16 protein-coding genes and 5 tRNA genes are annotated in these 19,451 nt (G+C 64.1%); 7 read left to right on the forward strand and 14 right to left on the reverse strand.

The annotated features are described in order from the left end of the window. From IEY49_RS00005 to IEY49_RS00025, 5 genes are all read right to left on the reverse strand, one after another. A partial coding sequence (locus IEY49_RS00005; protein ID WP_189003367.1) for a GTP-binding protein occupies positions 1-602 on the reverse strand: 602 nt, incomplete at its 3' end. Positions 603-745: 143 nt separating this feature from the next. After that, a tRNA-Thr gene (locus IEY49_RS00010) sits at positions 746-820 on the reverse strand. Between the two features lie 9 nt (positions 821-829). Next, positions 830-902 (reverse strand) — tRNA-Gly (locus IEY49_RS00015). An 8-nt stretch (positions 903-910) separates the two neighbouring features. Further along, positions 911-996: transfer RNA gene (locus IEY49_RS00020), tRNA-Tyr, on the reverse strand. 36 nt (positions 997-1,032) lie between these two features. Further along, positions 1,033-1,108, reverse strand: a tRNA-Thr gene (locus IEY49_RS00025). Positions 1,109-1,398: 290 nt separating this feature from the next. Between IEY49_RS00025 and IEY49_RS00030 the strand changes: the two genes are divergently transcribed. Together IEY49_RS00030 and IEY49_RS00035 are read left to right on the forward strand one after the other, a co-directional pair. Then, a complete protein-coding gene (locus tag IEY49_RS00030) occupies positions 1,399-3,324 on the forward strand; it encodes an ABC transporter ATP-binding protein (RefSeq protein ID WP_373291825.1) in 1,926 nt (641 codons plus the stop codon). Beyond that, complete coding sequence (locus IEY49_RS00035) at positions 3,321-5,189, forward strand: ABC transporter ATP-binding protein (protein WP_189003369.1); 1,869 nt, start codon at positions 3,321-3,323, stop codon at positions 5,187-5,189. The genes IEY49_RS00030 and IEY49_RS00035 overlap by 4 nt, the downstream gene beginning before the upstream one ends. Before the next feature lie 277 nt (positions 5,190-5,466). On the opposite strand, the gene tsaB is transcribed toward IEY49_RS00035, so the two are convergent. After that, entirely contained in the window at positions 5,467-6,030 is a 564-nt protein-coding gene (tsaB, locus tag IEY49_RS00040) for a tRNA (adenosine(37)-N6)-threonylcarbamoyltransferase complex dimerization subunit type 1 TsaB (RefSeq protein WP_189003371.1), read from the reverse strand. 96 nt (positions 6,031-6,126) lie between these two features. Between tsaB and IEY49_RS00045 the strand changes: the two genes are divergently transcribed. After that, complete coding sequence (locus IEY49_RS00045) at positions 6,127-7,260, forward strand: citrate/2-methylcitrate synthase (protein WP_189003373.1); 1,134 nt, start codon at positions 6,127-6,129, stop codon at positions 7,258-7,260. 77 nt (positions 7,261-7,337) lie between these two features. Here IEY49_RS00045 and IEY49_RS00050 read toward each other — a convergent pair whose 3' ends face one another. The 3 genes from IEY49_RS00050 to IEY49_RS00060 form a co-directional block, all read right to left on the reverse strand. Continuing rightward, a complete protein-coding gene (locus tag IEY49_RS00050; RefSeq protein ID WP_189003375.1) occupies positions 7,338-7,796 on the reverse strand; it encodes a hypothetical protein in 459 nt (152 codons plus the stop codon). Between the two features lie 67 nt (positions 7,797-7,863). Beyond that, positions 7,864-8,856: an MBL fold metallo-hydrolase gene (locus tag IEY49_RS00055; protein WP_189003377.1), complete on the reverse strand. Its 993-nt coding sequence runs from the start codon at positions 8,854-8,856 to the stop codon at positions 7,864-7,866. Between the two features lie 112 nt (positions 8,857-8,968). Next, entirely contained in the window at positions 8,969-9,505 is a 537-nt protein-coding gene (locus IEY49_RS00060) for a hypothetical protein (RefSeq protein WP_229780550.1), read from the reverse strand. A gap of 86 nt (positions 9,506-9,591) precedes the next feature. Between IEY49_RS00060 and IEY49_RS00065 the strand changes: the two genes are divergently transcribed. Together IEY49_RS00065 and IEY49_RS00070 are read left to right on the forward strand one after the other, a co-directional pair. Further along, the gene (locus IEY49_RS00065) at positions 9,592-11,331 is read left to right on the forward strand and encodes a beta-alanine-activating enzyme beta-propeller domain-containing protein (RefSeq protein WP_189003381.1); all 1,740 of its coding nucleotides are present in this window, start codon (positions 9,592-9,594) and stop codon (positions 11,329-11,331) included. A gap of 368 nt (positions 11,332-11,699) precedes the next feature. Continuing rightward, positions 11,700-12,791 (forward strand): alkene reductase, encoded by a 1,092-nt coding sequence (locus IEY49_RS00070; protein WP_189003382.1) that lies wholly within the window; start codon positions 11,700-11,702, stop codon positions 12,789-12,791. Positions 12,792-12,894: 103 nt separating this feature from the next. Here IEY49_RS00070 and IEY49_RS00075 read toward each other — a convergent pair. Next, positions 12,895-12,970 (reverse strand) — tRNA-Ala (locus tag IEY49_RS00075). A gap of 152 nt (positions 12,971-13,122) precedes the next feature. On the opposite strand from IEY49_RS00075, the gene guaB reads away from it, so the two are divergent. Continuing rightward, a complete protein-coding gene (guaB, locus tag IEY49_RS00080; RefSeq protein WP_189003384.1) occupies positions 13,123-14,640 on the forward strand; it encodes an IMP dehydrogenase in 1,518 nt (505 codons plus the stop codon). Between the two features lie 66 nt (positions 14,641-14,706). Continuing rightward, positions 14,707-15,351: a PAQR family membrane homeostasis protein TrhA gene (gene trhA / locus IEY49_RS00085; RefSeq protein ID WP_189003386.1), complete on the forward strand. Its 645-nt coding sequence runs from the start codon at positions 14,707-14,709 to the stop codon at positions 15,349-15,351. 54 nt (positions 15,352-15,405) lie between these two features. Here the strand turns inward: trhA and IEY49_RS00090 are convergent, their stop codons facing one another. From IEY49_RS00090 to IEY49_RS00105, 4 genes are all read right to left on the reverse strand, one after another. After that, positions 15,406-16,020, reverse strand: a complete 615-nt coding sequence (locus tag IEY49_RS00090) for a site-2 protease family protein (protein ID WP_189003388.1) — start codon at positions 16,018-16,020, stop codon at positions 15,406-15,408. 31 nt (positions 16,021-16,051) lie between these two features. Continuing rightward, positions 16,052-17,152 (reverse strand): tRNA nucleotidyltransferase/poly(A) polymerase family protein, encoded by a 1,101-nt coding sequence (locus IEY49_RS00095; RefSeq protein WP_229780551.1) that lies wholly within the window; start codon positions 17,150-17,152, stop codon positions 16,052-16,054. Between the two features lie 14 nt (positions 17,153-17,166). Beyond that, entirely contained in the window at positions 17,167-18,420 is a 1,254-nt protein-coding gene (locus tag IEY49_RS00100; RefSeq protein WP_189003390.1) for a S1C family serine protease, read from the reverse strand. A 241-nt stretch (positions 18,421-18,661) separates the two neighbouring features. Continuing rightward, positions 18,662-19,366 carry a hypothetical protein gene (locus tag IEY49_RS00105; protein WP_189003392.1) on the reverse strand — a complete coding sequence of 235 codons (705 nt, stop codon included), beginning with the start codon at positions 19,364-19,366 and terminating at the stop codon, positions 18,662-18,664. Positions 19,367-19,451: the final 85 nt, after the last annotated feature.

Genomic DNA, 19,451 nt, shown 5'->3' on the forward strand with positions numbered 1-19,451 from the left:
CAGATGTTGTCGACCCACTTGTTCTCGCCGCGGGCGGTCTTGGGGTTGCCCTGCAGCGCTTCGAGGGCCTGCAGTGCGCTGCCCTTGATCACCGGCAGGTCATCGCCGGGAAACTCGTACTTGCTCAGCAGTTCGCGCACTTCCATCTCGACCAGCTCGAGCAGTTCTTCGTCGTCGACCATGTCGACCTTGTTCATGAACACCACGATGTACGGCACGCCGACCTGACGGGCCAGCAGGATGTGCTCGCGGGTCTGGGGCATGGGGCCGTCAGCGCTGGAGACCACCAGGATCGCGCCGTCCATCTGGGCGGCGCCCGTGATCATGTTCTTGACGTAGTCGGCGTGGCCGGGGCAGTCCACGTGGCTGTAGTGGCGGCTGGGCGTGTTGTATTCCACGTGGCTGGTGTTGATCGTGATGCCGCGGGCCTTCTCTTCGGGGGCCTTGTCGATCTGGTCGTAGGCCAGCGTCTCGATGGTTGGGTCCATCGCCGCCGCCGTGAAGGTGATCGCGGCCGTCAGCGTGGTCTTCCCGTGGTCGACGTGTCCAATCGTCCCCACGTTCACGTGGGGCTTCGTGCGCTCAAACGTTCCCTTTGCCATGATGGTTTCCTCCTGATGGGGTCTGCCCGCTGTGGGGCAAGCGTTGCCAGTTTACTCGTCTACCCCGTAAACGCCAAGCGCAACGGGGCGCGGAGACGAAAGAAGAGACGCGGCCTACTGGGAAGCAGGCCGCGCCGGGTGATTGGAGCTTCTGATCGGACTTGAACCGATGACCTCTCCCTTACCAAGGGAGTGCTCTACCGCTGAGCTACAGAAGCGAGTGAAAAAGCGGGAAACGAGACTCGAACTCGCGACTTTCAGCTTGGGAAGCTGACGCTCTACCAACTGAGCTATTCCCGCGTATTCGGTGGTGGGCAGGGGCGGATTCGAACCGCCGTACACGTACGTGAACAGATTTACAGTCTGTCGCCTTTAACCACTCGGCCACCTACCCATTTCTCGGCCCAGATTGTCCCGCCTTGCAGCGAGGTGGAGCCACCCAGGAGAATCGAACTCCCAACCTTCCGATTACAAGTCGGGTGCTCTACCAGTTGAGCTAGGGTGGCACCGTCGTTGAGGCGGACAGGCAGCGACAATGCTCGCCTCCGAGTGCGGAAGTTCTCGCTTGGCGCGATCTCTTCCGGCTGGGAATAGTAGCACCGGGCCCATAAGGTGTCAATCATGCCCGGTGCGCACCTGTCCCGCTCCGCTGAAATGAGCCATTCGGCGCATACCGCGCTGCGCCACGCGGCGTATGCTGGCCGCCATACCAGCCCCGGGAATCATGTCTGCTGACCGGCCGCTGAGCGTCCGCCCTGCTACTTTTTTGCCCTTTTTCCCCTCATCGAGGTTTCCCTTGGACAGTTTCCGCACGCTCTGGCCGTATCTGCTGATGCATCGGCGGCAATACATCATTGGTCTTCTGGCCGTGGTGGTAGCCAACAGTGTCAGTCTGTTGCCTGCCTACCTGATCCGTCTGACCATTGACGGTCTGACCGGTCAGGTGGATACCGACGCCGCGACTGCCGGCCTGACCCTCTCACAGGTCGGGTGGTATGCGCTGGGCATGGTGGCCGCCGCCGCCACGGCCGGCGGCTTCATGCTGGTGATGCGCCGGATGATCGTGATCGCCTCGCGCCAGACCGAATACGAGGTCAGGCGCGACATCTTTACTCACCTGCAGACCCTGGACAAGCACTACTACGACCGCGCACGCACTGGCGACCTGATGAACCGGCTGACCGGCGACCTGAGTGCCGTGCGCGAAATGCTGGGCTTTGGCGTCTGGCAGATTGTCAACATTCTCTCGGGCTTCCTGACGGCGTTTGCGGTCATGTTCAGCCTGAGCTGGCAGCTGACCCTGATTGTCATTGCGGTGTTGCCGATCATTGTGGGCGTACTGTCCTACCTCGCGAGGCTGATTAACGCGCGCCACAAGCTGGCTCAGGAGCAGAACTCGCTGATCGCGGCCCGGGCCCAGGAGAACTTCAGTGGCGCGAGGGTGGTCAAGGGCTACGCCATTGAGGACCGCGAGATCGAGGACTACCGCACCATGAACCTGGAACTTCTGCGGCGCAATATCGCCCTGACCAAGGTGGACGGCCCACTGCGCTCGTTTACCAGCCTGCTGCTGGGCCTGGCTTTTGGTCTGATCCTGCTGTACGGCGGCCGGATGATCCTGAGTGACCGCAGTGGCTTCACGCCTGGCATGCTGGTGCAGTTCCTGCTCACCCTGGAACGGCTGACCTTCCCGATGCTGATGGTGGGCTGGATTACCGGCGTCACGCAGCGTGGCCTGGCCTCGTGGGTGCGCCTACGCGAGATGCTGGACGCCCGCCCGCAGGTCTTTGATATCCCGGGGCGTACGGACTACGGAATCCGGCGCATCCGGGGTGACGTAAGCTTTAACCAGGTCTCGGTTCGTTATGGACAGGCGACCGTGCTGAAGGACGTGACCCTGGAGATTCCTGCCGGCACCTTCCTGGGGGTCACTGGCCCCACGGGTAGCGGCAAGACCGTCCTGGCCCAGCTGATCACCCGCAGCATGGACGCCACAAGCGGCGTGGTGCGGATAGACGGCCAAGATGTGCGGGTCGTTCCCCTGAAGGTCCTGCGTGAGGCCATCAGCGTGGTTCCGCAGGAGCCCTTCCTGTTCAGTGACACCATCGCCAACAACATCGGCTTCGGAGTGGAGGATCAGGAATTACCGATTGTCCCGGCTGGCGTGAGTGTGGTCGGGATGCCTCTGCCACCGCATATACCGCAGAACCCGGACCCCGAGCGGGTGCGCGACGCTGCGCGACTGGCGGGGTTGCTGGACGATGTCGAATCCTTCCCGGACGGCTTTGACACCATGCTGGGCGAACGCGGGGTGACCCTCTCGGGTGGACAGCGCCAGCGCACCGCCATAGCGCGTGCCATCGTGCGCCAGCCACAGATCCTGATTCTGGACGACAGCCTGTCGGCGGTGGACACCGAGACCGAGCGCCGCATCCTGGACGGTCTGCGCGAGATCAGCCAGGGTCGCACGGTGATTCTGATCGCGCACCGCATCAGTACCCTGCGGCACGCCGACCGCATCGTGGTGCTGGAGGGCGGGCGCCTGACCGAACAGGGAAGCCATGACGAGTTGCTGGCCCTGGGCGGGCACTACGCCGAGCTGGAACGGCTGCAGCGCCTGGCCAGTGACCTTGACCGTGACGACGAGGCCGTGGCGGACCCGGAGGACGCTGCCGACCGCCTGGAACATGACCTTCCCCGCGCCAGTGAGGTGACGCGATGACTCCCCCCGAAGCCGATATCGACCAGAAGGGCTTTGACCTGCAGCTGACCCGGCGCATCCTGGCCTACCTGCGGCCCTACCTGAAGCTGGCAGTAGGTGGCGTGGCCCTGGCGCTGCTAACCGCCATGGTGCAGCCGCTGCCGACCCTGCTGCAGCGCCGCGCGATCGACCAGTATCTGGTGCCTTATGTCCAGGACAACACCCTGAACCCGGATGTGCTGTACCGCGGACTGGTGCTGATCGTGCTGGGCTACATCGGACTGAAGGTGGCGGAATTCATGCTGAACTATGCCAGCACCATCGCCATCGGTTACCTGGGCCAGAGCGTGCTGCGCGACATCCGCGCCGATGTGTTTACCAAGCTGCAGCGTTTGCAGCTCTCGTACTTTGACCAGAACCCGGTGGGGCGCCTGATCACACGCGTGACCAGTGATGTGGACGCCATCAACCAGTTCATTACCGGTGGACTGATCAGCCTGATCACCAGTTCCTTCCTGATCCTAGTGTTCGTGACCGTGATGCTGAGCGTCAACTGGCAGCTGGCCCTGATCTCCTTTACGGTGCTGCCGATCCTGTTTGTGGCCACCAACTTTTTCCGCACGCGCCTGCGCGACGCATTCCGGGTGACCCGCGTCCAGCAGGCCATCGTCAACAGCAAGCTCAACGAGAACATCACCGGCATGCTGACTGTACAGCTGTTCGGCCGTCAGCGCCGCAGTGCACTGGACTTCGACCACAGCAACCGCGCGTTGCTGACCGCCAGTGAAAACAGCGTGCGCTGGTTCTCGCTGTTCATGCCGACGGTGGCGGTGCTGGGTCAGATAGCGGTCGCCCTGGTGCTGTACTTCGCCGCCCGCCAGATTCTTGGGGCAGAGGCGGTCGGCACGGGTGTGGCCGCTGCGGTGACAGTCGGAACCCTGTTCGCCTTCGTGCAGTGGACCCAGCAGCTGTTCCAGCCGATTCAGGATCTGGCCGACGTGTTCAACAACCTGCAGGCGGCCATGGCCAGCAGCGAGCGTATCTTCGGCGTTCTGGATACCACAGAGGACATTACCGACAAGCCGGACGCCAAACCGCTGAAAAACTTCGAGGGTCGGGTAGATTTCGACAACGTCTGGTTCGCCTATGACAGCAACGTGAATTCCAGCACCCCGGACACCGACGACCGCTGGATCCTGCGCGGGCTGGACCTGCACATCCAGCCGGGTGAGAGCGTGGCGCTGGTGGGCGCGACGGGAGCTGGGAAAACCAGTGTCACCGCGCTGGTCAGCCGTTTCTATGACGTGCAGCGCGGCGCGGTGCGTGTGGACGGCACCGATGTGCGCGACCTGCAGCAGTACGACCTGCGCCGCCATGTGGGTGTCGTACTCCAGGACGTGTTCCTGTTCGCGGGCACCATTGAGGGCAACCTGACGCTGGGCAATCCCGACATCCCTCACGAACGCGTGGTGGAGGCCTGCAAATACGTGGGTGTCCACGAGTACATCCTGGGCCTGGAGGACGGCTACCAGACCGAGGTTCGTGAGCGCGGCGCCACGCTTTCCACCGGACAGAAGCAACTGCTGGCGTTTGCCCGCGCCCTGATTCAGAACCCCGACATTCTGCTGGTGCTGGACGAGGCCACGGCCAACGTCGATACCGAGACAGAGCTGCGCATCCAGGACGCCCTGACAAAGGTGATGCGCGGACGCACCAGTATCATCATTGCCCACCGCCTGAGCACCATTGAGCACTGTGACCGCATCATTGTGATGCGCAAGGGCCGCATTGTGGAGCAGGGCAGCCATATGGAGCTGCTGGCCAAGGGCGGCTACTACGCCAAACTGAACCGTCTGCAGTACGCCCAGGGGGACGCTGCGGACTGAGGTCGCATGGCAGGGAAGCGGGCGCCGGGGGGTTGACCACGGCGCCCCATTCCTATCCTGCTGGAGTTGGTCAGCGCCTGTGGATTGATCGCAGCCCATTCACGGCGTACCTGGGGGAGTTTCCAACCTGATCGAGTCAGGCAGGGATGCTGGTCATGAACCTGCGTGAACAGGAGTGCGTCCAGCTGAGCCGAACACCTCAGAAGAGATAAGTATTCAAAAGGCAAAACCCGTCAGCGGACGGTACCTGGTTCGGTGGGATGAAGACAAGGCCAGTTCAGAGGTACGCCAGTGACCAGTCCGCCTGACCGTGTGCTAGCCCTGCGTGCAGGAGCGCCAGACCATCCGGTGCGCCGTGACGGTGATGCGGCGCCGGGCCAGCAAGCGCCTCAAAGACCTCCAGAGTCAGTTTCTGCGGTGGGTGAACCACGCTGGTCACCACACCGTCGTGGACGTCGTACACCGCGCCGTACACGTGACCCTTGCGCGCGTCCAGGGAAACAGCCTGCCTGCCTTCTCCCCGCACCAGACCTTCCAGGGTCGGCACTCCCTGCACCGACGCTCCCCACACCCGGGCAAGGCCCAGCGCGTAGCTGGCACCGACGCGCACGCCGGTATAGGACCCGGGACCGGTCCCGATCACCAGCTTCCGTGCTCGAAAAGGCAGCCCGGCTTCCTCAAACAGGGAGTGCGCCAGGCTGGCCAGTTGTTCGGCATGGGCCCGGCCGACTTCCCGCGACAGCTGCCTCTGTCCACCTGGCCACACCAGGGCCAGCGTCAGGAAGGGCGTGGCCGTGTCAAGGGCCAGGATGGACTGCGGGGCCGGGGAGGCGGTGTTCATCGCCGGGCATTGTAGGCTGAGCGTTCTCACTGTCACCCATCTGGGAACGTGACTGAAGCCTGACCACGACAGGCGCCGGTGGTATCGTGGACCATCATGACGAATATTGCCAAGGGGCTCGAAGGCGTCCTCTTTACCGAGAGCAAACTTACGTTCATCAACGGTTCGGAAGGCATTCTGACCCACCTGGGCATTCCCATTCAGGAATGGGCCGAGAAGAGCAGCTTTGAGGAACTGAGTCTGGCCCTGCTGGACGGCGAGCTGCCCACTGCCGCCGAGCTGGCCCACTTCGACGCGGAGCTCAGGGCCAACCGCGCCATTCCGCAGCAGCTGATCGACATCATCCAGCACATGCCGCGTGGCGTGCATCCCATGCAGGCGCTGCGCACGGCGGTGTCTTACCTGGGACTGCTTGACCCCCAGGCCGAGGAAGTCACCCCCGAGGCCCGGCGCGCGATTGCAATCCGCATGATCGCGCAGTTCTCGACCATCATCGCGGCAATCAACCGTGCCCAGGAAGGCCAGGACATCATTGCTCCGCGCGCCGACCTGACCCACGCCGGCAACTACCTGTACATGCTCTTGGGCAAGGAGCCGACTGCCGAGCAGGCCCGGCTGTTTGACATCGCGCTGGTGCTGCACGCCGACCACGGCATGAACGCCAGTACCTTCACGGCCATTGCCACCAGCAGCACCCTCAGCGACATGTACTCATGCATCACCAGCGCCATCGGGGCACTCAAGGGCCCGCTGCACGGTGGGGCCAACGAGGCCGTGATGGACATGCTCGACGAGGTCGGCAACCCCGAGCAGGCCGAGGCCTACATCACGAAGAAGCTCGACAACAAGGAAAAGATCATGGGTGTCGGTCACCGCGTCTACAAGTACTTCGACCCCCGCTCGCGCGTGCTGCGTGACTACGCTGAGGTGGTCGCCAACAAGGAAGGCAAGAGCAACTACTATCAGATTCTCGAAACCATCGAGAGGGTCGTGGTGGAGCGCATCGGATCCAAGGGCATCTACCCTAATGTCGACTTCTACAGCGGGACCGTGTACAGCGACCTGGGCATCCGCAAGGAGTACTTCACGCCGATCTTCGCTCTGGCGCGTATCAGCGGCTGGTGCGCCAGTGTGATCGAATACTCCCGCGACAACCGCCTGCTGCGGCCTGACGCGGTCTACAGCGGTGCGACCGACGCGCACTACGTGGAGATCAAGGATCGCCAGTAACCGGAAAAGTCCAAGAAGGCCAGAGCGACCGCTCTGGCCTTCTTGCATTGTGGGTGCAAACCGCGTTTATGTGGGCTTTATGCGCTCATGCCCTTGCTTCCGTGCAGGGTGCGCTCCACCGTCTCGGTCACCTCGGCCTCGAAGCGGCGAAGGTGCTCGCGCAGACGGTCGAGTTCGCTGCGGCCCAGATCGCGCAACCACAGCACACTGCGGCCCAGCACCGCGAAGGTCACCGGCACGTCATCATCTTCAGTGTCGGCTTCGACCGGGTCGAGATTCAGGGCGCCGTAGTCCAGGCCCTGATTCATGAGGTTCATGCCCATCAGGATGTCCGGCAAACTGTCCTCCTCGACATACAGATCCAAGTCCAGGTGGAGACGGACAATGACCCCACCCTGATGGTCTTTCTCAGCAAACAGGGCGACGCGGGTCTCTCCGTCGCGCACAAGTGCGCCGTCCTCAACGGCTTCGACGGACATGCCGCTCTCTTGCAGGGCGTCCATGATGCGCTGCAACTCTGACTGGGGGGCCGTCATGGCGCGAAGTATAGTGCGCGCCGCGCCCAGCAACGGGAAGCACGCGCCATTTTCATGGGTGCCCCCATCAGGCGTGATAGATCCAGACTTCGCGCGCTTCGTCCCAGGTGCGGTACAGCTGCCCCAGCAGGCGCAGGTGCTCGGCATGGGCCAGGGTCTCGGCCAGGGCAAAACGCCGCCCGCTCATATTCAGGTCCCGCGCGAACATAGCGAGCGAAAGATCGTAGGCGCTGCGGGGAGCCAGGGCAGCCTCTGCCTTGATGAAATCCAGCCGCTCATGGTGGTGAGCACGCAACTCGCGCGCTCGGGCCTGCACACCGTCCATCAGCGGCCCGTGATGCCCCACCACCGCCCGTACCGGATTCAGGGCCTCAAGCTTGCCAAGGGTCTGCAGATAGTCACCCAGTGGATTGGGCCGGGTGTAGGCGTACAGCCCGACATTCGGACTGATGCGCGGAAGAATCGCGTCACCCGCGATAAGCAGCCGGGCCTCCTCCTGCCACAGCCCCAGGTGGCCGTCGGCGTGCCCGGGAAGCCACAGCACCTCCCAGTCCAGCCCCGCCAGCGCGACCTGCTGCCCTTCCCGCAGCGGCTGGACCCGGCCCGCCGGATGCACGCGGTCGCGACCCTTGCGGTGTTCCGCGCCCATCCCTTCCAGCGACGCCCCGGGCAGACCATGGTCGCGCATATGTTTCAGGTGGCCGGGGAGCCACTCTTCCCACAGGTGCCAGTACCGCTCGCCGCGCCCGATCTCGACGTCCAGCATGTGGATGCTTGCACCACTGCGTTCCTCGATCAACCCGGCCAGCCCGTAGTGGTCCGGATGGTGGTGGGTGATGATCACCCGGTCGATGTCCGGCCAGTGAAGTCCGAGGGCGGCGAGGCCTTCTTCAAGGACTGAACGCGCTTCTGGCGTATTCAGGGCCGTGTCTACCAGCGTGACTGGACCACCGCGAGGCACGTCGATCAGTACGGTCACGGTTTTCATGGGATACGGGATAGGCACCTGCAGGGCATGGAGGGACCCGGTGACCGGGACAAGCAGGGCAGAGGAACTCATGAGGAGAGGCTAGCACCGGGGTCCGGGCAACTCCTCGACCGTTATCTGACACCATAAATGAGACCGGCCGTGAGGATTTCTCCACGGCCGGTCCTGCATTTAGAACGATTGCTCAGAGGCGCTTCATGAGGGCCTGGAGGCTGGCGCTGTCGGCCCAGCTCATGCCCTTTTCCACGTAGGTACGGGCTGCGGCCTTATCGCCGCGCTGCAGCGCGAGGAAGGCGAGCTTGGCAGCGCTCAGGCTGGCCCACTGCTTCTCAGCGTCGTTGAGTTCACCGAGACGGTTCCAGGCGTTGTACGCGTTGATCCACCACTGGGTCTTGGTGTACAGCTGCGCCAGATAGGCGTTGTAGTCACGGTTACCGGCTTCCTGGGTGGCCGCGTAGTACGCGTGGTCCACAGCAGCTTTCCACAGCGTGCGGTCATAGAAGGGCACGGGGTAGGCCACGTCGGCCTGAACCGCGAACTCCTGCGCACGAGAGAAGTTGTCCACGGCGCTCATGGTGGCGGGGGAAGGCATCTGCTCTGCTGTGGTGGTTGTCGTCTGGGTGGTCTGGGTGGTCGTGGTGTTGGTAGAGGTGGTGTTGGTGTCCTGCGCGCCAGCGAGGCCGGTGAGCGCGAACGCGGTCAGCATGAGAATGTTCTTCATAACGAAAATCATCTTAGGCCGTACCCTGTCAGGCGTCCATATCGTTTTCGCACCCGTAAAGGGACCGTAAAGGAGCTTACTATTACATGAGGAACATCCTCACTTTCCCACTCTCTCTACTGTTACTCAGTGGGGGGTATGCGGGTGCACAGGCAACCCCTGGTGCCGCTACTCCCACCTTCGTCGCTCCAAAAGTGGACTGGCTCAAAGAGCTGCGGGTCCTGTCCGGCGTCTCAGTCGCGGACAACGGCGATCTCGTGTTCATGGGGTCAGACAACCGCATTCACCGCACTGACTCACGCGGTGTGGAACTCTGGAACTTCGCAACCTCGGACATGGGCCGTTCCAGCCCGGTCATCACTCCCCAGGGCATGGTCATTGCCGGCTCATACGACGATCATGTCTATGCGCTGGACGCGGCCGGCAAACAACTCTGGAAGGTGAAGCTTGACGGTGACATCTTTGCCACTCCCGCCCTGCGCGCCGATGGCAGCGTCATCGTGGCCACGGCCGCCGGGACCGTGTATGCGCTCTCGGCTCAGGGACAGACCCTCTGGAGCTACAAGGTGGGAGCCGGGGTCTTCAGCAGCCCGGCTGTGGCTGCCGACGGCACCATCTATTTCGGGGCCCAGAACAACCGCATGCACGCGCTGACCCCAGACGGACAGCTCAAGTGGAGCTTTGCGGCCGGGTCACTGGTGTTCAGCAGCCCCGCGATCGACCGCAGCGGCAACATCTACTTCGGGTCCAGTGACCGCAAGATCTACGCCCTGGATCCGGCCGGGAATCTGCGCTGGACGGCCAAGACCTCACTGTTCGTGAATGCCAGCCCGATCGTCACCAGCGATGATCTGGTGGTCGTGGGCAGCTACGACGGCAAGGTGTACGCCATAAATACCACCGGCGAGCCCGAATGGACGTACACGGCCGGCACCGGCATTGCTGCCCCCGCTGCACAGCTGAGCGACGGCACCATCGTTGTGGGCGACCTGGGCGGCACGTTGCACGCCATCGGTAAAGCCGGGCAGCCGCTGTGGACCATCAAGACGGGCAAGAAGATCGACACCGGTGTGGCGGTCAGTGACCAGGGCAACCTGTACTTCACCACCGAAGGCGGGGGCCTGAACGCCATCCTGAAGCAGCGGCCCCTGGCCGAGGGTCCCTGGACGACCTTCCGAGGAGTTCCTGCCGGCTGGGGCCGCGTCCTGACCCCGCAGGAAGCTCAGGCCCGCACCCAGGCCCGCCGCGCAGCCGCCACCGCCGCATTGGCAGCCCTGCCCAGCAACCGGCCCCAGACGACTCCTCCGGTATCCTCGAGCCCCACGCCGTCCACTCCCACAGGAACAAGTTCGTCCCGTCCTGTAGCTCCGGCTCCAGCCAGCCCTGCACCGGTGACTCAAGCTCCTGCCCCTCAAACTCCGGTGGCTCCGCCGGCCCCTGCGGCCACCCCTGAACAGCTGGCCGCCCGCGCCGCCGCTGCCGCCCGCGTGGCCGATGGCCGCGTGTTTGTGCCGCTGCGCGAAGCTGCCGGCGCCCTAGGCCTGAATGTCAGCAGCCTGACCAACCGCAGTGCCACGGTACAGGTGGTGGCGGGTCCACATGATCTGACCGTGCGCACCTTCAACCGGATCCCCTATGTGCCGCTGGCCGCATTGAGTACGCTGCCCGGCACTACCGTGCAACTGCTGTCCAAACCCGCCACTGGCATACGCCTGTCACGCGCCGGGCGCACCGTGACCTTCCCGCTGAACCTGCCCAAGCTGTTGCCCTTTGTGGCTCCCGCCGAGTACCCCAGCGTGCTGCAACCAACCGCCAGCCGTCCCTAGCTTTTCTGAGCCTCTCTGCGGCCGGCAACTCCACGACCTGAACAGAGGAAGGGCAACTGCCCTTCCTCTGTTTTGGCCTTCCTGAGCTGTGCCTGGAGCGTGAGCGTTTCCTGCCAGGAACAGTTGCGTTGTCAATAAGTATGTTTTATAGAGTAAGACGCTTTTCAAACCGATCTTTGGCAGCCACGGATACTCGTGCTGCGGTCGCGCTCCGGAGGCCCATCTGCGCGGGTGGCGGGCCCGTTTCGAACGGCCGGCTCGCTTCATTTCCCACAGCGTTTTGCGCTCCAGTCATGAGACTGCCTGCGGACACAGTTCCTGGAGAGATCGACCCAGTCCTGGAGAGATCGACCCCAGGCGGAGGAATCATGAAACTACTTGAACCTATGCAGCTTGGCACGCTGACCCTTCCCAACCGGGTCATCATGGCACCCATGACCCGCAGCCGCGCTTTCGGCACGGTTCCGACGCCGTTGATGGCCGAGTATTACGCTCAGCGCGCCACTGCCGGTCTGATCATTACCGAGGCTACCCAGGTTTCCCCGAGCGCACAGGGGTACCCCGACACCCCGGGGTTGCACACCCAGGAGCAGGTAGATGCCTGGCGTGCCGTCACTGACGCTGTTCACGCACAGGGTGGGCGCATCTTCGCGCAGATCTGGCACGTCGGGCGCATCTCCCACTCCTCGTATCTGGGCGGCAGTGCACCTCTGGCACCATCTGCCATTCGACCGGCCGGCCAGTTGTACACGCACGGGGGCATGGTGGCGTTTGAGACGCCACGGGCGCTGGAAACCAGTGAACTTCCAGGAATCGTCGAGGATTTCCGTCAGGCGGCGAAAAACGCACTGCAGGCCGGATTCGATGGCGTGGAAATTCACGGCGCCAACGGCTACCTGCTCAACCAGTTTCTGGAGACAGGTTCAAATCAGCGCACGGATGAATACGGAGGCAGTGCAGAGAACCGCGCGCGCCTGCTGCTGGAAGTCACTCAGGCGATCACCGATGCCATCGGCGCGGACCGTGTGGGCGTGCGCCTGTCCCCGGGCGGAACTTTCAACGACATGAGCGACGCCAACCCTATCGAGACCTACGGGTATGTGTCGGGCGCTCTTAACCGCTTTGGACTGGCTTACGTACACGTGGTGGAGACCTCACAGACCAATCCGCCGGAAGGCATGCAGGGGCAAAGTCCCACGGCGCTGGTCCGGCAGGGCTACCAGGGCACATTGATCAGTGCGGGGGGTTATGACCAGGAGTCAGCCGAGCGTGCCCTGCAGGCCGGACAGGCAGACGCCATAGCTTTTGCTCGTGCTTATATCGCCAACCCTGACCTAGTGGAACGCTTCAGGGCGAACGCGTCTCTCAATGAGCTGGACCCGAAGACCATGTATGGCGGGACCGAGCAGGGTTACACGACGTATCCGAGCCTGCAGCAGGCTGTGGGCCTCGGCGATTGACCGTGAGCTGATCTGTGGGCCAGAGGCCAGCCTCAGCGGAACAGGTCTGGTGTATGTGGCCACACCCACATCAAAGAAACCCGCCCAGAAGGGCGGGTTTTCTTGGTGGAGTCGAGGGGGATCGAACCCCTGACCTCGTCATTGCGAACGACGCGCTCTCCCAGCTGAGCTACGACCCCACGAATGCACCCGGATTCGGGCGAGGGAGACTCTAGCATGGCGCCTGATGGCAAACAAGATGTGTCGGGGCCAGGAGTTGAGCCCACGGACTGTTCATGGCGTGTGGACACGGTCACCTCGCCCCAGGCAGGTGCCGGGTAGACTCGGTGGCATGAGCGCGCCTGCTACCCCCGCCGACACCGCCGTGGCCGTCACGTCCGCCGCGTCTGACCGCTACGCCTATAAGTTCGGACAGGAGGGCATCACGTTTGACGACGTGCTGCTGCAACCCCGCCACTCGCAGGTGCTGCCGCACGAGGTGAACGTCGAGGCGTCCCTGACCCGGCGTATCCGCCTGAACATCCCGTTCCTGAGCGCTGCGATGGACACCGTGACGGAAACCGGCATGGCCGTGGCGATGGCCCGGGAAGGCGGCATCGGCGTTATCCACAAGAACATGTCTATCGACGCCCAGGCCGAGATGGTCCGCAAGGTCAAGCGCAGCGAAAGTGGCATGATCGTGGACCCCATTACCCTGCCGCCGCACGCCACGGTGGGCGATGCTGAGCGCCTGATGGGCGAATACCGCATCAGCGGTGTGCCGGTGACCGATCCGTCCGGTAAGCTGCTGGGCATCATCACCAACCGCGATATGCGGTTCGTGGATGACCTGGGGACCCGGGTCGGAGACGTGATGACCCGCGAGAACCTCGTGACCGTGCCGGTCGGAACGACCCTGGATGAGGCCCACGAGATGTTCAAGCGCAACCGCATCGAGAAGCTGCTGGTCACCGACGAGGGCGGACTGCTGCGCGGCCTGATCACCATCAAGGACCTGGCCAAGCGCATCAAGTACCCCCGGGCCGCCAAGGACCAGCTGGGCCGCCTGCGGGTGGCCGCCGCGATCGGCGTGTCGGCGGACCTGATGGACCGGGCTGGGGCACTGGTGCAGGCCGGCGCCGACGTGCTGGTGCTGGACAGCGCCCACGGCCACAGCCAGGGCATCCTGAACGCCCTGAGCAAGGTCAAGGAGACCTTTGACGTGGACGTGATTGCCGGCAACGTCGCTACCGCCGCCGGCACCCGCGACCTGATTCTGGCCGGAGCGGACGCGGTAAAGGTCGGGATCGGCCCGGGCAGCATCTGCACCACCCGCGTGGTGACCGGCGTCGGCGTGCCGCAGATTACGGCGATCTTCGAGGCCAGCAGCGTGGCCCTGGAGGCCGGCATTCCTATCATCGCCGACGGGGGCATCAAGCAGACCGGTGACGTGCCCAAGGCCATTGCGGCCGGCGCCAGCGTGGTGATGATGGGCAGCATGCTGGCCGGCACCGACGAGGCTCCGGGCGAAACCATCCTGCGTGACGGCCGACGTTACAAGAGCTACCGCGGTATGGGCTCGTTGGGCGCCATGGACCAGGGCAGTGCCGACCGGTATTTCCAGGGCGGCGGCCGCAAGTTCGTTCCTGAAGGCATTGAGGGCATCGTGTCGTACAAGGGCACGGCCGGTGAGGTGATCTACCAGTTCGTGGGCGGGCTGAAAAGCAGTATGGGCTATTGCGGCGCGCCAGACCTGCAGACCCTGCGCGACACCGCGCAGTTCGTGCGCATCACCGGGGCCAGCCTGATCGAGAGTCATCCGCACGGTGTGACCATCACCCGCGAAGCACCCAACTACGGCGGCCGCTGAGCACCCCGGCCATACTGCGTCCCGGGTCCTACTTTCCTTCCCGGGTCCGGCATTACCGTGCGAGATGTGAAACGGCTCCTGACAGCCCCGCGTGAGCCGGTCAACGCCCTGACCCATTGGGGTGGCGTCCTGGGCGCTCTGGTAACGGCCGGTCCGCTGCTGTGGTGGGCGCAGGGGCGTGGGCTGGCGCTGTGGCCTTTTGTGGTGTTCAGCCTGAGCATGCTGCTGCTGTACAGCGCCAGTGCCAGCTATCACTCGTTCCGCCCTAGCGCGCGCGGGCTGCTGTGGCTGCGCAAACTTGACCACGCCGGCATTTTTCTGCTGATCGCCGGAAGCTATACCCCGGTGGCCTACTTCGGCCTGGAAGGTGTCTGGCGCGGCGCAGTCCTGTGGGCGGTGTGGAGCATTGCCCTGGCAGGCGTGCTGCTGAAACTGCTGACCATGCGTCTGCCTCGCTGGGTCAGCACACTGCTGTATGTGGGGATGGGCTGGCTGGCCCTGGTGTTCCTGCCGCAGCTGAGCCACAACCTTCCAGCCTGTGCTCTGGGGTGGCTGGCGGCTGGTGGCCTGCTGTACACCCTGGGGGCTGTGGTCTACGGGACCCGGCGCTGGGACCCGCGTCCGGGCGTATTCGGCTTTCATGAGATCTGGCATCTGTTCGTGCTGGGAGGCACCGGCGCCCACATCGCCATGATGTTTCATCTGCGCTGAGCAGGAAAAAGCCCCCGCCGCGCCAGGCAGGGGCTTTTTTAAGGCCGGGTTCGATCAGGCAAAACCCACGAACCCCAGCACCCACCCACGTACGGTGCCGATCAGCTGACCAATCGGTTCCTGTGCCAGGAAAATGAAGCCCATCACCAGCAGGAAGCTGAAGGGCATGGCCTCGAACTGCGCGAGGCTGCGGCCCAGGCTGGGCACCAGCGCACCCAGGATGCGGCTGCCGTCCAGCAGAGGAATGGGAATCAGGTTGAAAATGGCCAGGACGACGTTGATCGTCAGCACCGTCAGCAGGACAGTCAGTGTGAGGTCCGTGGGAGGCACGACCTTCAGCAGCAGTGCCGAGACCAGCGCGATCAGCAGGTTGCTGATCGGCCCGGCGGCCGAGACCCACAGGGTGCCCCAGCGTCCAAGATTCATCGGGTTGATAGGCACAGGCTTGGCAAAACCGAAGCCAACCAGCAGCAGCAGCAGGGTGCCCAGCGGGTCCAGATGTTTCACAGGGTTGAGGGTCACGCGGCCATAACGGCGCGGGGTGGGGTCGCCCAATCGGTCGGCGGTCCAGGCGTGGGCAAACTCGTGGATGGCCAGAGAGAGCACCAACGCGGCAGCGATGATCACAAACGCCGTGGGGTTGCTGGTCAGCAGGTTGATGAGGCCCATATGCGCCGCATTCTACGGGGCGCCGCCCGGGTCATCTGGCCGCCAGATACCTTTGGAGTGCCGCACGTTCCTCGTCGGCCGAGCGCACCTGTCCTGCCTGCCGCAGCTGCGCCAGGTGGCTCAGGGCCTCACCCACGGCCTTCCCCGGGGCCACCCCCAGGGCCACGACGTCCCGTCCGGTCAGGGGAGGGTAGCTGTCCGGGCGCAGCAGCCGGCGCAGGATCACTTCTGGTGTGTCTTCCGGGTAGTAGGTGTCGGACCGCGCCCGGGCGAGCAGAGCGCCCGGGCGTTCTCCCAGGCCCAGGCGGGCGGCGAGGGCAGCCGGTTCGTCACTGGCCGAGAGCACGGCCGCCGCATAGACCAGCCACGGCACCTGGAGCCCCGACTCCTGAAGGGAGTCCAGCGCTTCGAGCACATTCAGGCCAGGCAACAGATCGGCGGCACCCCACTGCTGAAGCTTTTGGGCGGCCCGCCCCGGTCTGGGCTCCTGCAGCAACAGTTTGAGTTCGGCCCACAGCCGCGGCGTATGGGGGGCCATCCGCCGGGCGTCCGGAACCTGTTGCAGCAACTGCGGACTGGCGTCCAGGTCAAGCCGGGCAGCCAGCCGCGCCCCACGTACCAGCCGGCTGGCATCCTCGTGCAGGGAAGCGCCGTGCAGGGGGCGCAGCTGCCGCACCTCAAGGTCCCTCAGCCCGCTGACCTCATCCAGAAAGGCCGGCTCACTGTCTGGCCGCACCAGCAGGGCCAGGGCATTCAGGCTGAAGTCACGCCGGCGCAGGTCGTCGGCCAGGGTCCCTGGGTGCGGCACAGGGTTGGTCCCTGGTTCCGGATACGTTTCGCGCCTGGCCTGCACCAGATCGGCTGACCGGCCATCCGGAAGACTCAGCGTGGCGTTCTGGAAAGCAGGATGAAAGGTCAAAGGCAGGCCTGTCTTCTCAGCTACCTTTAGCACCGGTGTCCCCTCCACGACCACATCCAGGTCCAGAGGCGTATGGCCCAGCAGGGCGTCGCGGACGGCGCCACCGACCAGGGCTATGCGGCCACCCTCTGCGAATGTGGCCAGCTGCATCAGCCACGCCCGGTCGTGCGGCTGCAGCCGACGCCAGACTGCCGATGCCGGCGCTGTTGTCACCAGTTCACCCGGGTTCACTCGAAGGCACTGGCGTCCAGTGTGACCTTCACTTCACGCCGCTCGCCGCCGCGTACCACCTGCAACTTCACCTGATCGCCTTCCTGTTTGTCCAGCAGGGCAGACTGCAGGTCCTCCAGCGCGTCCACGACCTTTCCGTCAGCCTGCACGATCACGTCACTGCCCAGCGCGATTTCTCCACCCCGGAAGGCCTGGGTCTGTCGCGCGCCGCGCAGACCGGCGCGGGCGGCAGGCGAGCCAGGGGCAACCTCGCCTATCACCAGCCCTGTTTCCGGCAGATCCAGGTCCTGTTTGGCACTGCTGCTCAGCGCGCTCAGGCCGGCTGCAACGGCTCCCTGCGCGCTCTGTACGATCAAGCCGGCGCTCACGCCCAGCCGAGGAGCGCTGACGACACCTCCCCCTGCCTGCTGCAGCCGTGGCAGAAGATTTCTGGCCGCGTTGACCGGAATGGCAAAGCCCACCCCGGCGTTTTGTCCCACCCCTCCAGCCTGGACCCCGGGGCTGATTATCTGCGTATTGATGCCGATCACCTTGCCCGAACTGTCCAGCAGTGGGCCACCACTGTTCCCGGGGTTGATGGCCGCGTCGGTCTGAATGGCCCGCTGCATGATGCCCTCGCCCGCGCCGTTAAACCCAATCGGAATGGTGCGCGCGGTGCTGCTGACAATGCCCTCAGTGACGCTGAAGTCCAGTCCGAACGGAGCTCCCATGGCCACCGCCTTTTGCCCCACGGCCAGGGTGTCACTGTTTCCCAGGGGGATCGGGGTAATCAGCTTGGGGTCCAGCTTCTCGGCGCGCAGCAGGGCCAGATCGTACTGCGGTGCCAGACCAATCACGCGGGCAGGTACGCTCTCCTCACGGCCCATCAGGCGGATGGTGATGCGCTCAGCCGCACCGGTCGGGCTCTGGGCCGCGATCACGTGGTAGTTGGTCAGGATGTCCCCGGCCTTGTTGACAAAAAAGCCGCTGCCGATGCCCTGCTGTACCTGCGTTTCCGGATCTCCACCGAACATCCAGCCCATGGGGTCCTGACGAACCACCTGCTGCTCGGTGCTGATAAAGACCAGCCCCGGCTCATAGCGTCGCACGATGCTCATGGTGTTCTGCTCGTTCTCAAGCCGTGCCGCGCGTTCGGCCTGCGGCACGTCGGCGGGCTGCGCCGTCCCCGGCGGCACCTGGTCACGCAGGAGCGTGGCACCCAGCCCCAGGCCGACCAGCACCAGTGTCGTGGCAAACAGGGGTCGTTTCATGACTGCATTATCCGGCTGCGGCCAGGCTGCCGTAGGGGCAGGGTCCGGTCATGATGGAAGCTTCAAGCATCGGCCTTGGGTAAGGGTCGCTGCAGGAGACTTTCCACAGAAGAAGAGTCGTCTTTGCTGACTGGCCATCGCTGCCGTAGCAGCCCAGCCCCGGAACCACGGAGGAAGCTCTGGATCCGGTCAGTGAGTCTCGTAACTCCCAGGGCCCTTCCCCGGCTGAACGTGCCGGCGATTAGACTAGCGCAGTGTGACTCTGTGGTGTCTGAGGCCCGGGGACCCGGTCGAAGCGACCCCTGCTCAGCCGCCAGGACACCTGTGCCCACTGCGCAACAGCCAGTTGCTCCCACATTTCCTCTTCAGCAAACGGCTGTCTCCTGTGGTAAGGCAGCTGACGGTCCATGGCGTCCAGCACCTCGATAGCAGTAGCGGCACGCAGCCACCGGACCTTGCGCTGAGGTGGTCCGTCCATGGGGGGCTGATTGGTGATTCCGTAGAACACCGCACCGGCGTCCCAGGCACCCACCGAGGTGTAGGTTTGAAATCCTCCAGCGGTCTTGCGCGCGCACCCCACAAAAGCCACCAGGTGCCGTGACGGATGGCGCAGATGCATAGCGGCAACCGCGTTGACACCTTTTACGACGCTCTGGCGGTCGGTGGAGCAGGCAACCCTCTCAAAGCCGAGCGCCTGCAGATCGGTTTCTACCGTGCGCAGTTCAGCCAGCAGGTCTGGTTCGAGGGTGGACTCGTCCACAACCTGCTCGCGCAGGTCGGCAGGGAAATAGCTGAGGCTTTCATCCCGGTGCGAAGGCCCCAGCTTCAGCAACGGCCAGATCATCAGGGCTGTTCCCAGACTGGTCATACGGACCGCCTCGTTCCAGCCAAGCTTGCGGTAGTTCGTGCGGACGTAAAGCGACACGGGACCGTTCTCAAGCGTCATGCCGCAGTCTAAATGAGAAAGGTAAGGAAAGATGCAAGAAATGCGGGAAGTCTCACGCGGCCATTTGTTTCGTGCCGGAACGCGT

Source organism: Deinococcus malanensis, assembly GCF_014647655.1.
Taxonomy (GTDB): domain Bacteria; phylum Deinococcota; class Deinococci; order Deinococcales; family Deinococcaceae; genus Deinococcus; species Deinococcus malanensis.

Bases quoted from the DNA above. Each gene is read 5' to 3' on its own strand.
- IEY49_RS00090 (WP_189003388.1), bottom strand. From the start codon at position 16,020: ATGGGCCTCATCAACCTGCTGACCAGCAACCCCACGGCGTTTGTGATC.
- IEY49_RS00035 (WP_189003369.1), top strand. From the start codon at position 3,321: ATGACTCCCCCCGAAGCCGATATCGACCAGAAGGGCTTTGACCTGCAG.
- guaB (WP_189003384.1), top strand. From the start codon at position 13,123: ATGAGCGCGCCTGCTACCCCCGCCGACACCGCCGTGGCCGTCACGTCC.
- IEY49_RS00045 (WP_189003373.1), top strand. From the start codon at position 6,127: ATGACGAATATTGCCAAGGGGCTCGAAGGCGTCCTCTTTACCGAGAGC.
- IEY49_RS00065 (WP_189003381.1), top strand. From the start codon at position 9,592: ATGAGGAACATCCTCACTTTCCCACTCTCTCTACTGTTACTCAGTGGG.
- tsaB (WP_189003371.1), bottom strand. From the start codon at position 6,030: ATGAACACCGCCTCCCCGGCCCCGCAGTCCATCCTGGCCCTTGACACG.
- IEY49_RS00100 (WP_189003390.1), bottom strand. From the start codon at position 18,420: ATGAAACGACCCCTGTTTGCCACGACACTGGTGCTGGTCGGCCTGGGG.
- IEY49_RS00050 (WP_189003375.1), bottom strand. From the start codon at position 7,796: ATGACGGCCCCCCAGTCAGAGTTGCAGCGCATCATGGACGCCCTGCAA.
- IEY49_RS00070 (WP_189003382.1), top strand. From the start codon at position 11,700: ATGAAACTACTTGAACCTATGCAGCTTGGCACGCTGACCCTTCCCAAC.
- IEY49_RS00060 (WP_229780550.1), bottom strand. From the start codon at position 9,505: ATGAAGAACATTCTCATGCTGACCGCGTTCGCGCTCACCGGCCTCGCT.
- IEY49_RS00105 (WP_189003392.1), bottom strand. From the start codon at position 19,366: ATGACGCTTGAGAACGGTCCCGTGTCGCTTTACGTCCGCACGAACTAC.
- IEY49_RS00055 (WP_189003377.1), bottom strand. From the start codon at position 8,856: ATGAGTTCCTCTGCCCTGCTTGTCCCGGTCACCGGGTCCCTCCATGCC.